The organism is Serinicoccus sp. JS2-9, assembly GCF_059025165.1.
In genome coordinates this window covers 515,164-528,463 of the sequence record NZ_CM180091.1, presented here as the reverse complement: position 1 = coordinate 528,463, position 13,300 = coordinate 515,164, and the positions used below count along the sequence as shown (strand labels likewise).

The 13,300-nt window shown below is 70.7% G+C and carries 10 protein-coding genes and 1 pseudogene; 8 read left to right on the top strand and 3 right to left on the bottom strand.

Annotation, left to right across the window (positions count from 1 at the left end):
- Nucleotides 1-13: 13 nt before the first annotated feature.
- Nucleotides 14-559, top strand: a complete 546-nt coding sequence (locus AC5PYY_RS02670) for a hypothetical protein (protein WP_493898261.1) — start codon at nt 14-16, stop codon at nt 557-559.
- Entirely contained in the window at nt 552-1,517 is a 966-nt protein-coding gene (locus tag AC5PYY_RS02665) for a hypothetical protein (RefSeq protein WP_493898260.1), read from the top strand. Before AC5PYY_RS02670 ends, AC5PYY_RS02665 begins: the two co-directional genes overlap by 8 nt.
- A 10-nt stretch (nt 1,518-1,527) precedes the next feature.
- Here AC5PYY_RS02665 and AC5PYY_RS02660 read toward each other — a convergent pair whose 3' ends face one another.
- Together AC5PYY_RS02660 and AC5PYY_RS02655 are read right to left on the bottom strand one after the other, a co-directional pair.
- Nucleotides 1,528-2,310 (bottom strand): IclR family transcriptional regulator, encoded by a 783-nt coding sequence (locus tag AC5PYY_RS02660; protein WP_493898259.1) that lies wholly within the window; start codon nt 2,308-2,310, stop codon nt 1,528-1,530.
- Nucleotides 2,311-2,348: 38 nt separating this feature from the next.
- Nucleotides 2,349-4,898 carry a glycogen/starch/alpha-glucan phosphorylase gene (locus AC5PYY_RS02655; protein ID WP_493898258.1) on the bottom strand — a complete coding sequence of 850 codons (2,550 nt, stop codon included), beginning with the start codon at nt 4,896-4,898 and terminating at the stop codon, nt 2,349-2,351.
- A 106-nt stretch (nt 4,899-5,004) separates the two neighbouring features.
- Here AC5PYY_RS02655 and AC5PYY_RS02650 point away from each other — a divergent pair, with 106 nt between their 5' ends.
- Both AC5PYY_RS02650 and AC5PYY_RS02645 read left to right on the top strand, forming a co-directional pair.
- The gene (locus AC5PYY_RS02650) at nt 5,005-6,024 is read left to right on the top strand and encodes an NADP-dependent oxidoreductase (RefSeq protein ID WP_493898257.1); all 1,020 of its coding nucleotides are present in this window, start codon (nt 5,005-5,007) and stop codon (nt 6,022-6,024) included.
- A gap of 238 nt (nt 6,025-6,262) precedes the next feature.
- Nucleotides 6,263-6,727, top strand: a pseudogene (locus tag AC5PYY_RS02645) (RtcB family protein); the annotation flags it as partial.
- Between the two features lie 111 nt (nt 6,728-6,838).
- On the opposite strand, the gene AC5PYY_RS02640 reads toward AC5PYY_RS02645, so the two are convergent.
- The gene (locus tag AC5PYY_RS02640) at nt 6,839-7,468 is read right to left on the bottom strand and encodes an ASCH domain-containing protein (protein ID WP_493898256.1); all 630 of its coding nucleotides are present in this window, start codon (nt 7,466-7,468) and stop codon (nt 6,839-6,841) included.
- Between the two features lie 25 nt (nt 7,469-7,493).
- Here AC5PYY_RS02640 and AC5PYY_RS02635 point away from each other — a divergent pair, with 25 nt between their 5' ends.
- From AC5PYY_RS02635 to AC5PYY_RS02620, 4 genes are all read left to right on the top strand, one after another.
- Nucleotides 7,494-8,270 (top strand): glutamine amidotransferase, encoded by a 777-nt coding sequence (locus AC5PYY_RS02635; protein WP_493898255.1) that lies wholly within the window; start codon nt 7,494-7,496, stop codon nt 8,268-8,270.
- A 204-nt stretch (nt 8,271-8,474) separates the two neighbouring features.
- Nucleotides 8,475-10,091, top strand: coding sequence for a histidine ammonia-lyase (gene hutH / locus AC5PYY_RS02630; RefSeq protein WP_493899313.1), 1,617 nt, complete (start codon nt 8,475-8,477; stop codon nt 10,089-10,091).
- 121 nt (nt 10,092-10,212) lie between these two features.
- Nucleotides 10,213-11,871: a urocanate hydratase gene (gene hutU, locus AC5PYY_RS02625; RefSeq protein WP_493898254.1), complete on the top strand. Its 1,659-nt coding sequence runs from the start codon at nt 10,213-10,215 to the stop codon at nt 11,869-11,871.
- Between the two features lie 81 nt (nt 11,872-11,952).
- Nucleotides 11,953-13,287, top strand: coding sequence for a YjiH family protein (locus AC5PYY_RS02620; protein ID WP_493898253.1), 1,335 nt, complete (start codon nt 11,953-11,955; stop codon nt 13,285-13,287).
- The last annotated feature ends 13 nt before the right edge of the window (nt 13,288-13,300 follow it).

Genomic DNA, 13,300 nt, shown 5'->3' with positions numbered 1-13,300 from the left:
AGAGCATATTTACATGAGCGACCCAGCATCGGTGGACCGGCAGGTGGAGGTGATCGTCTCCCTCGTCACCTCCGAGCACCCGCTGTGGATCCGCGCGGTGGTGTGGGTCGGCCGACTTCAGAATGATGACGGCTCACCTGCCGATAGCGACATCTACCTCAACCGGGTCCTGTGCTGGAAAGACGGTGATGTCGTCGCTGAGTACTACACCGGGTTTGACGACTACGACGCCTACCGCGCGATTTCGCAGATGACGTCTGACGTCGATTGGACCCAGTTCAGGCTGGTCGTAGACCGAGACGGCGGCCGACAGGTCGAGTTCGTGACGGATGAGCCGCGGCGTCAGGTCGAGGGCTCGGCAACCGACCCGTACTGGCGTCAGGTGCATGACTATCTGGAACTGAACCGTGACGAAGTCGATGCGCTCGTGGAGCGGCTGCGGGCAAGCGGGGAACTTACCGGTGAGGAGAAGCGTGGCGGACGAGGCCTGCTCAGCCTCTTCCGGCACCGTCGCGGCCAGCCGTCAGCTTCGACTCGAGTGGACTCTCGCGATGGATGAGCAGGCGCGGCCGCACCTTCAGCGCTTTGCCGACGCCTACCGCGATGCAGCCCCCGACGGCTGGGTGAGGATCGTCACATGGTGGGCCAAGATGGGCGACTCGCCCGACGAGGCATCTCTTGAGGCGACCATGACGCCTGCTGTCGTGATCTTCCGGGATCGCAGCGGTGTCTTGGTGCAGGAGCCCATCGAGCCGGCGAGCGAGCCGCTGCAGGACCTGATCCAGCTCGAGGTGCTGGACCAACGTCATGCCGACTGGCTCGTCATGCGGGTCGAGATCGACGCCGACGACCCCGAACCACGCGCGGAGTTCGACCACGACACCCTCGTCCGGGCGGAGGCCTCGCTCCAGGACCCCTGGGCGGACGAGGTACATCACTACCTGGAGCGACACCGTGAGGAGCTCCAGGGGCTGCCGGCGGAGCCGACGACGGAGGAGGCCGGGCCCGCCCTGGTCGACGTTCCCGGCGTGCACGAGATCGCCGACCGGATCGTGGACGGCCTGACCGGTGACCACTCGTCGTGGATCCGCGTCGTGATGTGGATCGGGCGACTCCAGCAGGAGGACGGGTCGACGGCACCGAACAACGTGCGGCTCAACCGGGTGATCACCTGGGACGGAGCGCAGCTCGCGGCAGAGTACGGCCGCACCTCGACGGCTCATGACGCTATCGAGGCGCTGTACGAGGCCGCCGGTGGCGTGGACTGGACCCAGCTGAGACTGATCGCCGACCGGGATGGTCCCTGCTCGATCGTCGCCGTGATGGACGAGCCGCGACGACCGGAGGAAGGGGCGGCGACCGATCCCTACTGGCGGCAGGTCCACGACTACCTCGAGCTCAACCAGGACGAGGTGGAGGCGCTGGTCGAGCGGCTTCAGGACCACGGCAACCTGCCTGGTGACCGAAGCGGGCAGAAGCGTGCCGGTGTGCTCGGCTGGCTGCGGCGCCGGGGTTGATGCCTGTCGGTCAGCCCACCGGGGAGCGTCCCTGGTCGCGGTGACCGAGCCGCGCCGACAGCTCGGCCGCCGTCTGCCGGACCAGCCGGACGACCGCCTCGATGCGCAGGTCACGGTCCGCCGGGTAGGTGACGGCGACCCCTGCGACCGGGTGGCCCGAGTGGTCCAGCACGGCCGAGGCGACCGACGCGAGCCCGGGGGTCACGAGGCCGTCCTCGACGGCATACCCCCGTGCGCGGGTCTCGGTGAGGACCCGCCGCAGCTCCATCAGCGAGCGCGGGCCCTCCTCGTGCCGCTGCACGAAGGCCTCGCGCGAGGGGAAGAGCGCGCGCACCTGCGCCGCCGGGAGCGCCGCCAGGATCGCCAGCCCGCTCGCGGTGAGGGTCGCGGGCAGGCGCACCCCGACATCGGTGACCAGCGAGGGTCGCCCGGCGACCCGCTCCTCGATGACGTAGAGCACGTCCGGCCCGTGCAGCACCGCCAGGTGCGCGTTGAGCCCGCACGCGTCGGCGAGCCGGGTCAGCCGCGGGCGGGCCAGCCGTTGCAGCGGCGCCTGCCGGGTGTAGGCCGAGCCCAGCTCGTAGGCGGCGACACCCAGGCCGTAGCGCCGCTCCTCGGGCAGGTGCACGGCATAGTGCTGGTCGACGAGGACCGTGAGCAGGTGGTAGGTCGTGGACCGCGGCAGCCCCAGCTCGCGGGCGATCGTCGCCGCCGCGACCGGTGTCGCGTGCCGAGCGAGCAGCGTGAGGATGGCCAGCGCGTGACCCGCGGCGGGTGCATTGCCGGTCCCCATCCTCCCGAGGGTAGGCGCTCACCCGCCTCCGCGGGCGCTCACGCGTCCCCGGGCAGCCAGATCCGGTCGAGGTAGTCGCGCATCGAGCGGTCGGAGGAGAAGAACCCGCAGCGGGCGACGTTGAGGATCGTCGAGCGGCTCCACGCCTCGGGGTCGGCGTAGGCCCGCTCCACGCGGTCCTGGGCTTCGAGGTAGGACCCGAATCCTGCCAGCGCCATGAACGGGTCGTGGTTGAGCAGGTTGTCCAGCACCGCCGAGACGGCGCCCCGGTCGCCGCCGGTGAAGTGGCCGCTGCCGATCAGGTCGATCGTGGCCTTGAGCACCGGGTCCGCCTCGTAGCACGAGCTGGGGACGTAACCCCGCTGGCGCAATTCCTCGACCTCCGGCTCGGTCATGCCGAAGAGGAAGAAGTTGTCCTCGCCGACGAGGTCGAGGATCTCGACGTTGGCGCCGTCGAGGGTGCCGATCGTCAGGGCGCCGTTGAGCGCGAACTTCATGTTGCCGGTGCCCGAGGCCTCCTTGCCGGCCAGCGAGATCTGCTCGGACAGATCGGCGGCCGGGATGACCTTCTCCGCGAGGGTGACGTTGTAGTTGGCCGGGAAGAGCACCTGCAGCCGGCCGTCCATCACCGGGTCGGTGTTCACCGTCTCCGCGACCGAGTTGATGAGGAAGATGATCTCCTTGGCCATGTGGTAGCCGGGCGCCGCCTTAGCGCCGAAGAGCACCGTGCGCGGGGTCACCTGGTCGATCGGAGTGCGGCCCGAGAGGACTCCCTCGTAGACCGAGACGACGTGCAGCAGCTTGAGGGTCTGCCGCTTGTACTCGTGCAGCCGCTTGACCATGACGTCGAGCAGGTGGTCCTGCGAGAGCTCGATGCCGTCACGGACGCGCAGCAGCTTGCCGAGCCGCTCCTTATTGGCGTCCTTGACGTCCCGGAACCGCTGCCGGAAGTCGGCGTCGTCGGCATACGGCTCGAGCTGGCGCAGCTGCTCCAGGTCGGTGACCCAACCGGTCCCGATGGTTTCGTTGATGAGGTCCGACAACCGCCGGTTGGCCAGGTAGAGGAAGCGGCGCGGGGTGATGCCGTTGGTGACGTTGGTGAACTTGTCCGGCCACAGCGCGTGGAAGTCGGGCAGCACGTTGTCGCGCAGCAGCTGGCTGTGCAGCTCGGCGACCCCGTTGACCTTGGCGCCCGCGACGGTCGCGAGGTAGGCCATCCGCACCGCCCGCTGCGGCTGCTCGGCGATGATCGACATCCGCCGCACCCGGCCCTCGTCACCCGGGAAGGCCTCGCGCACCGCGAGGAGGAACTCGGTGTTGATGCGGTAGATGATCTCCAGGTGCCGCGGCAGCAGCCGGCCGAGCAGCTCCACCGGCCACACCTCGAGCGCCTCGGGCAGCAGCGTGTGGCAGGTGTAGGCGAAGCACTGCTGGGTGATGTCCCACGCCTCGTCCCAGTCGAAGCCCTTCTCGTCGACGAGGATGCGCATGAGCTCGGGCACCGCGATGACCGGGTGGGTGTCGTTGAGCTGGAAGATGATCCGCTGCGGCAGCTCGCGCAGGTCCACGTCGCGCGGCAGGGTGTTCTCGATGAAGTCGCGCAGGCTGCAGGCGACGAAGAAGTACTGCTGCTGCAGCCGCAGCTCCTTGCCCTGCGGCGTCGAGTCGTCGGGGTAGAGCACCTTGGAGATGTTCTCCGCGAAGATCTCCGCCCGGGAGGCCTGGGCGTAGTCGCCGGCGTTGAAGGTCTGCAGGTCGAAGGCCTGGTTGGCCTCGGCGCTCCACAGCCGCAGCGTGTTGACGACGCCGTTGCGGAAGCCGGGGACCATGTAGTGGTAGGGCACGCCGCGCACCTGCCAGGCGGGGGTCCAGCGGGTGCGCTCGGTGCCGTCGGCGTCGGCATACGTCTCGGTATGCCCGCCGAAGCCGACCTGGACGGCGCGCTCGGGGTGCGGGAACTCCCACGGACTGCCGAGGCGCAGCCAGCTGTCCGGCTCCTCGACCTGGCGGCCCGCGACGAAGGTCTGCCGAAAGATGCCGTACTCGTAGCGGATGCCGTAGCCGATGCAGGGCTGGTCCATCGTCGCGAGCGAGTCGACGAAGCAGGCGGCGAGCCGCCCGAGGCCGCCGTTGCCCAGGCCGGGCTCGACCTCCTGGCCGCGCAGCGCCGCCATGTCGATGCCGCACTGCTCCATCGCCTGCTCGGCGATGCCCTGCAGGTCCGAGGCGAGCAGGTTGTTGCCGAGCTGGCGGCCCAGGAGGTACTCCGCCGAGAGGTAGCCCACGATCCGGGTCGGGTTCTTGCGGCGCCGGTGCCCGGTCTCCAGCCAGGACGCCATGAGGTAGGAGCGCACGGTGCGGGCGAGCGCGAGGTACTGGTCGTTGATCGTCGACTGCGACAGCTTGACGCCCTGCCCGAAGTTGAGCTGGTCCAGGAACTCACGGACGAAGCCGTCGACGGTGCGCGGCGGCGAGGTCACCGGGCCGGTCGCCAGCTCGTGCGACGCCTCGAAGCTGGGGCCGCGCCGGTTGGCGTCGGCGGACGGGCTCTCGTCGGTGATGACGGGGTGCGGGTGCGTGGAGGTCACGAGTCGTAACCCTAGGGCCTCGGTGGTTCCCGGGCATACCTCGCGCGGGGCGTGTGTTGGCAACCAGGCCCGCCCTGAGAGCACCCGAGACCGGAGGAGACCGAGAGTGACCCCAGCCGATGAGTCCGCCCCCGCCCGTGAGGTCCGCCTCGTCGCCCGCCCGCACGGGTGGCCCGAGCCGTCCGACTTCGAGCTCGCGACGAGCGAGCTGCCCGAGCTCGCCGACGGGCAGGTGCGGGTGCGCAACGAGCTGATCTCCGTCGATCCCTACATGCGCGGTCGGATGAACGACACCCGGTCCTACGTCGCGCCCTTCGAGCTGGGCCGGGCGATGGAGGGCGGCGCCGTCGGGGTCGTCGAGGAGTCCCGCGCCGAGGGGTATGCCGTGGGTGACCACGTCCTGCACCAGCTCGGCTGGCGCGAGGAGGCCGTCGTGGACGCCGAGTCCGCGCGCGTCGTCGACACCGACGCGGCGCCCGCCCCCGCCTACCTCGGGGTGCTCGGCATGACCGGGCTCACCGCCTACGCCGGGCTGGTCCGCGTCGCGCAGCTGCGCGAGGGCGACGTCGTCTTCGTCTCCGGGGCCGCCGGAGCGGTCGGCAGCGTGGCCGGCCAGGTGGCCAAGGCGCTCGGCGCGTCCCGCGTGATCGGCAGCGCCGGCTCCCAGGAGAAGGTGGACCACCTCGTGGACGAGCTCGGCTTCGACGCCGCCTTCAACTACAAGGACGGCGACGTCGCCGCCCAGCTCGCCGAGCACGCGCCCGACGGGATCGACGTCTACTTCGACAACGTCGGCGGCGAGCACCTGGAGGCCGCGATCGGGGCCCTGCGGCAGGGTGGCCGGATCGCGATCTGCGGCGCGATCTCGAGCTACAACGACACTGAGCCCGCGCCCGGGCCCCGCAATCTGGCCCGGCTCATCCAGGTGCGCGGCACGATGACCGGCTTCCTCGTCTCCGACCACCAGGACCTGGCGGAGGAGTTCGCCGAGCGGGCCGCCGGCTGGCTGTCTTCCGGGCAGCTGAGCTCCCGCGAGACCGTCGTCGACGGCATCGAGCACGCGGTCGACGCCTTCCTCGGGCTCCTGCGCGGCGACAACACCGGCAAGATGCTCGTGCGCGTCTGAGGGCTGAGTCGCTCAGCGGTATGCCGGAGCGGCCCGCTGCGGCGAGAACCAGGGGGGTGCGCAGGCATACCGAAAACCCCAGGTGCAGCGCCTTTTCGACGCTCTAGGGTCACTCCTCGGTCCGCATGCGGCGGATCGGACGAGAAGGAAAGGACCGACGGAGCAGCTGACGCCGACGCTCATGCACTGGGCGTCGATCCTGGAGCAGAGCACGCGCGAGCAGGCGGAGCTGACGGCCCCCGTGCGGGAGGCGATCGAGCGGGCGATCCCGCTGCACGCGGGCGCCGCCAACCGGGCGGTGAGCCGCGAGCACACCGAGCAGCGGCTGGCGACCCTGCGCGCGCTCGCCGAGGAGGCGGGCTTCGACCCGGCCGAGCACGCCCGGCGCTGGGAGCTGCAGCTGGGCACCCTCGGCTCCGGCAACCACTTCATCGAGGTGAGCGCCGACGAGCAGGACGGTGTCTGGCTGTTCCTGCACTCCGGGTCGCGGGGTGTCGGCAACCGGATCGCCCAGCGGCACATCCAGGTCGCCGCGCGGGCCTGCGAAGGCGTGGACCTCCCGCACCGGGACCTCGCCTATCTCACTGAGGGCACGCCGGAGTTCGACGCCTACATCGCGCAGATGCGGTGGGCGCAGACGTATGCGCTGCTCAACCGGGAGGAAATGATGGACCGGGTCGTGCGGCAGGTCGCCGAGTGGCTGGTCTGGGCGTGGAGTGGAGGTCCGGCACACCCTCCGGCAGCTGGTCAACGTCAAGGGCGACTGAGCCCGGCCCGGTCCGTGGGACGAGTCCCCGCGGGCCGGGTCGCGCGGTCAGGGCTGACCGCGGCGGGCGGCCCGGTGCGCGGACGCCGGGACGAGCACCCGGAAGCGCTCGAGCACGACGAGGGTGTCGTCGTCCACCGGCTCGCCCTGCGGCGAGCTCGCCCGGAAGAACTCCGCGTGGACCTGTCGCCAGTGCTCGAGCGAGCCGTCGCCCTCGCCCTCGAGGCGGGCGTGCTCGGCGCCGACGTCACCGAAGCGGCATAACTCGACGTCGGTGATCTGGATGAGCGCGCGCGGTCGCTCGGAGCCGTCGAGGAGGATCGAGAGCAGCCCGGGCTCGGGGAGCGCGAGGTCGAGGTCGATGCCGGTGCGGGTCAGGGTGTCACCGGGGGCGTCGGTCTCGTCGAGGGCCGCGGCGTGCTGCCGGGCCTCCTCCTCGTAGTCCCGGTAGGCGCTCGCGGTCGCGGTCTTGCGGCCGGCCAGCACCAGGCCGAGCAACTGGTCCGCGCTCGCCGCGTCGTCGCCGAAGGCCCACGCCGGGGGCGGGAGGGTGTCGCTGACCTGCTGCCCGGCATACACCTCGATGCGGTTGAGCTTGCCGCGGATCCGCGCGTCGGCCCAGAAGGCGGCGACGCGGGCATCGAGGCGCTCCTGCTCGGCGGTGGTTCGTTCGCTCACCCGCGCCACCTTAGGCTCTGCGGGTGTGAAGCCCTTCCTGCTGCTCGGCACGCGCGCCGAGGACGACGCCGCGGACGACGAGTACGCCGGGTTCCTGCGCTACAGCGGGCTGCCCGAGAGCCGGCTCCACCGGGTGCGGGTCGAGGCGGGGCCGATGCCTGCGATCGACCTCGACGACTACGCGGGGCTGATCCTCGGGGGCAGCCCCTTCAACGCCTCGGACGAGCGCAAATCACCGGTCCAGGTGCGTGTCGAGCGCGAGCTCGGCGAGCTGGTGAAGCGGGTGGTCGCGGCGGACAAGCCGTTCCTCGGAGCGTGCTACGGCATCGGGTTGCTCGGGCAGGTCTGCGGCGGCGTCGTCGACCGGAGGTATGGCGAGGCGCCGGCGGCGGTGGAGATCTCCCTGACGGTGGACGGGCGGATCGACCCGCTGCTGCTGGGGATGCCGAACCCGTTCCACGCGATCGTGGGCCACAAGGAGGCCTGCGCCGTGCTGCCCCCTGGCGCGATCCTGCTGGCCTCGTCAGCGGGCTGCCCGACCCAGATGTTCCGGATCGGGCAGCACGTCTATGCCACGCAGTTCCACCCTGAGCTGGACGTAGACTCCTTGGAGCACCGGCTGCACATCTATGCCGGTCACGGATACTGCGAGCCGGACGAGGTGGATCCGATCGTCGCGCAGGCGCGGGAGCACGAGCTGGACGACGTGCGGCGGATCCTCGCCAGCTTCGTGACGATGGCGACGCAGGTCAGCCGCTCACCATGTCCTGGTGCGTCTCGTCCGAAGCTCCCGTCGGCATGAGCAGTCGAAAGTGTTTCGCTCGCGGGACGTGACCCTGGATCGAGGACCGTTCGACTGCTCATGAACAGATGACGGTGACCACGGCGCCGGAGCGTAGAAGTCGCCACGGCTCGGACCGACTGATCCCTCGGTGCCGTCCCCTGTCTGAGATCTGAGACGCTGCGAGTGGTCGCGGGGGTGACGCGGCGCGACGCGGGCGGTCCAATGGTGGTCATGAGCCAGCACCCCCGCACCGACCTGCCGACCGAGGTGACCGTCGGCGTCGGCCCCCTCACCCACGCCGAGGTCGTCGCCGTCGCCCGGCACGGCGCCCGGGTCACGCTCTCCGACGACGCGATACAGGGCATCCGAGCCACCCGCCAGATCATCGAGGACCTGGCGAGCGACACCCAGCCGCACTACGGCATCTCCACCGGCTTCGGCGCCTTGGCCAACACGAGCATCCCGCCGGAGAAGCGGGCTCAGCTGCAGCGCAGCCTGGTCCGCAGCCACGCCGCCGGCTCCGGGCCGGAGGTCGAGCGCGAGGTCACCCGGTCGCTCATGCTGCTGCGGCTGTCGACCCTGGCTACCGGCCGCACCGGCGTCCGGCTCGAGACCGCGCAGACGTATGCCGCGCTCCTCAACGCCGGCATCACGCCGGTCGTCCACGAGCACGGCTCGCTCGGGTGCTCCGGCGACCTCGCGCCGCTCTCGCACTGCGCCTTGGCCGTCATGGGTGAGGGGATGGTCCGGCTCGGACCGGAGGCCGGCTCGGGCGGCAGCACCTGGGTAGGGGGGCCGCAGGAGCTGCTCCCGGCCGCCGAGGCGCTGGCCGCTGCGGAGATCACCCCGGTCGTCCTCGCCGAGAAGGAGGGCCTGGCTCTCATCAACGGCACCGACGGCATGCTGGGCATGCTCGTGCTCGCCCTGCACGACCTGGGTGACCTGCTGGCCACCGCCGACGTCGCCACCGCGATGAGCGTCGAGGGTCAGCTCGGCACCGACGACGTCTTCGCCGCCGACCTGCATGCCCTGCGGCCCCAGCTCGGCCAGGCGCGCTCGGCGAAGAACCTGCGACACCTCATGGCGGACAGCCCGATCCGCGAGTCGCACCGCACCGAGGCGTGCACCCGGGTGCAGGACGCCTACTCCCTGCGCTGCTCGCCCCAGGTGCACGGCTCGGCGCGCGACACCTGCGGGTATGCCGCCACGATCGCCGATCGTGAGCTCGCCTCGGCGATCGACAACCCGGTCGTCACCCCCGACGGTCGGGTGGAGTCCAACGGCAACTTCCACGGCGCCCCGGTCGCGCACGTGCTCGACTTCCTCGCCATCGTCGCGGCGGACGTCGCCAGTATCAGCGAACGCCGCACCGACCGCTTCCTCGACGTGGCCCGCAACCACGGCCTCCCGCCGTTCCTCGCCGACGACCCGGGCACCGACAGCGGCCACATGATCGCGCAGTACACCCAGGCCGCCGTCGTCTCCGAGCTCAAGCGGCTCGCCACCCCGGCGAGCGTGGACTCCATACCGTCCTCGGCGATGCAGGAGGACCACGTGAGCATGGGGTGGGGAGCGGCCCGCAAGCTGCGCCGCGCCGTCGACGGGCTCGCCCGGGTGCTCGCGATCGAGGTGCTCACCGCCGCTCGCGCGCTCGACCTGCGGGCACCGCTCACCCCTGCCCCGGCGACCGGGGCCGTCGTCGCGCTGCTGCGCGAGTCCGGCGTCGAGGGCCCCGGCCCCGACCGCCATCTCTCACCCGAGATCGAGACCGCCGTCGACCTCGTCTCCTCCGGCCGCGTCCGCGCTGCCGCCGAGACGATCACCGGCCCACTGAGCTAGGAACTGCCCCGCCCGACCGCCGCATTCGACCACCCGAATCTCTGCCATGGCAAAAGTTCCAGCGGTCGAATTCGACGGTCGGGCCAGAACCACACCCAAGCCCGAGTCGAAGGAGACCACCATGGAAGGCGCCCGCCCCGTCCGTGCCGCCCGCGGCACCCAGCTCACCGCCCGCTCCTGGGCCACCGAGGCCCCGCTGCGGATGCTGCAGAACAATCTCGACCCCGAGGTCGCCGAGCGGCCCGACGACCTCGTCGTCTACGGCGGCACCGGCCGCGCCGCACGAGACTGGCGCAGCTTCGACGCGATGGTCCGCACCCTCACCGACCTGCGCGAGGACGAGACCATGCTGGTCCAGTCCGGCCGCCCGGTCGGCGTCATGCAGACCCACGAGTGGGCGCCGCGCGTGCTCATCGCCAACTCCAACCTCGTCGGCGACTGGGCGACCTGGCCAGAGTTCCGCCGGCTCGAGCAACTCGGGCTGACGATGTATGGGCAGATGACCGCCGGGTCCTGGATCTACATCGGCACCCAGGGCATCCTGCAGGGCACCTACGAGACCTTCGCCGCGGTCGCCGCGAAGAAGTTCGACGGCACCCTCGCCGGGACGCTCACCCTCACCGGCGGCTGCGGTGGCATGGGTGGCGCGCAGCCGCTCGCCGTCACCCTCAACGGCGGGGTATGCCTCGTCGTCGACGTCGACGAGTCGCGGCTGCGGCGGCGGGTCAAGAGCCGCTACCTCGACGAGGTCGCCAACTCCCTGGACGCCGGCATCGAGCGGGCGCTCGCCGCGAAGGAGGCGCGCGAGGCGGTCTCGATCGGCGTCGTCGGCAATGCCGCGGAGATCTTCCCCGAGCTGCTGCGCCGCGGGGTTGCGATCGACGTCGTGACCGACCAGACCTCCGCCCACGACCCGCTGTCCTACCTGCCGACCGGCATCGACCTCGCCGACTGGCGCGACTATGCCGAGAAGAAGCCCGAGGAGTTCACCGACCGGGCGCAGGAGTCGATGGCGAGGCACGTGGAGGCGATGGTCGGCTTCATGGACGCCGGCGCCGAGGTCTTCGACTACGGCAACAGCATCCGTGACGAGGCCCGCCAGGGCGGCTTCGACCGCGCCTTCGAGTTCCCCGGGTTCGTCCCGGCATACATCCGGCCGCTCTTCTGCGAGGGCAAGGGCCCGTTCCGCTGGGCCGCGCTGTCCGGCGACGAGAAGGACATCGCCGCCACCGACCAGGCCGTGCTCGACCTCTTCCCCGACAACGACCACCTGCAGAAGTGGATCCGCGGTGCCCAGGACAAGGTCGCCTTCGAGGGGCTGCCCGCGCGGATCTGCTGGCTCGGGTATGGAGAACGGGACAAGGCGGGTGTGCGTTTCAACGAGATGGTCGCCTCCGGCGAGGTGTCGGCGCCGATCGTCATCGGCCGCGACCACCTCGACTGCGGCTCGGTCGCCAGCCCCTACCGGGAGACCGAGGCGATGGCCGACGGGTCCGACGCCATCGCCGACTGGCCGCTGCTCAACGCGATGGTCAACACCGCCTCGGGCGCGTCCTGGGTGTCGCTGCACCACGGCGGCGGCGTCGGCATCGGCCGGTCCCTGCACGCCGGTCAGGTGAGCGTCGCCGACGGCACCGACCTGGCCCGACAGAAGCTGGAGCGGGTGCTGACCAACGACCCCGGCATGGGCGTCATCCGGCACGTCGACGCCGGCTACGACCGGGCCGACGAGGTCGCCGCGGAGCGCGGCGTGCGGGTGCCGATGCGGGAGGGCGAGTAACGGCATACCAGCAGATTTCGACCATGGTTCTTCATGCCATGGCGACGAAACCCGTGGTCGGATTCGAGGAGGGTGAGTGAGATGACCACCGAGACCGGGCGCATCGACGACGCTGCGCCGGATGAGGGCGGGCGCGTGCCGATGTGGAAGTTCTTCGTCTACTCGGCGATCGGTGTGCTGATGTTCTTCGTCCCGATCACCATCGGGGAGCGCAGCACCATCCCGCTGGACCACATCGTGTCGTGGCTGCGCGAGGCGATGCCGACGGTGCTGCCCTGGTATGCCCTCGCGCTCATCGTCGCGGGTGCGGTCTACCCCTGGGTCAGCGGCAGCTGGCGGCGCAGCACGACCGATGCCGTCTTCGCGGTGGCGCGGGTGGTCGGCCTGGTCGTCGGCGTGATGCTGGTCTCCGGCATCGGCCCGGACTGGCTCTTCGCCGACGGGATGGGGCCGTTCCTGCTCAACGCGCTCGTCATCCCGGTGGGGCTGCTCGTGCCCATCGGCGCGGTCTTCCTGGCGCTGCTCACCGGCTACGGGCTGATGGAGTTCATCGGCGTCCTGGCCCGGCCGGTGATGCAGCCGCTCTTCCGCACGCCCGGACGCTCGGCGATCGACGCGGTCGCGAGCTTCGTCGGGTCCTACTCCCTGGCGCTGCTCATCACCAACCGGGTCTACCTCGAGGGCAAGTACACCCGCCGCGAGGCGATGGTCATCGCGACCGGCTTCTCGACCGTGTCCGCGACCTTCATGATCGTCGTCGCGGGCGCGCTGGACCTCATGGACCACTGGAGCCTCTACTTCTGGTCCACCCTGCTCATCACCTTCGTCGTCACCGCGATCACGGTCCACCTCCCTCCGCTGTCGCGGATCCCGGACGAGACCGCGCCCGGCGTCGAGCACGACCCCGAGACCGAGGTCACCGGCAGCCGGTTCGCCGCCGCCTGGCGGGAGGCACGGCATACCGTCGCGTCGGACCCGGGCATCGGGCGGACCATCTGGTCCACCTTCGTCGACGGTCTCAAGATGGCCATGGCGATCCTGCCGAGCATCTTGTCGATCGGGCTGCTGGGCCTGGTGCTGGCGGAGTACACCCCGGTCTTCGACTGGCTCGGCTACCTGTTCTACCCGATCACCTGGGCGATGCAGATCCCCGAGCCGCTGCTCGTGGCCAAGGCGGCCGCGCTCGGGGTCTCGGAGATGTTCCTGCCCGCCGCCCTGGTCGCGGAGTCGGCGATGTCGGTGCGATATGTCGTCGCCGTGGTCTGCGTGAGCCAGATCATCTTCTTCTCGGCGATGGTGCCGTCGCTGGTCGGCACGCAGATCCCGGTGTCGATCCCGCGGCTGCTCATCGTGTGGTTCGAGCGGGTGGCGCTGAGCCTGGTGCTGGCGATCCCGGTGGGGCTGCTGCTCTTCTGAGCTGAGGGGAGGT

Excerpts from the sequence above, each read along its gene's own strand:
- hutU (WP_493898254.1), top strand. The coding sequence starts at position 10,213 with ATGGAAGGCGCCCGCCCCGTCCGTGCCGCCCGCGGCACCCAGCTCACC.
- AC5PYY_RS02620 (WP_493898253.1), top strand. The coding sequence starts at position 11,953 with ATGACCACCGAGACCGGGCGCATCGACGACGCTGCGCCGGATGAGGGC.
- AC5PYY_RS02670 (WP_493898261.1), top strand. The coding sequence starts at position 14 with ATGAGCGACCCAGCATCGGTGGACCGGCAGGTGGAGGTGATCGTCTCC.
- AC5PYY_RS02665 (WP_493898260.1), top strand. The coding sequence starts at position 552 with ATGGATGAGCAGGCGCGGCCGCACCTTCAGCGCTTTGCCGACGCCTAC.
- AC5PYY_RS02660 (WP_493898259.1), bottom strand. The coding sequence starts at position 2,310 with ATGGGGACCGGCAATGCACCCGCCGCGGGTCACGCGCTGGCCATCCTC.
- hutH (WP_493899313.1), top strand. The coding sequence starts at position 8,475 with ATGGTGGTCATGAGCCAGCACCCCCGCACCGACCTGCCGACCGAGGTG.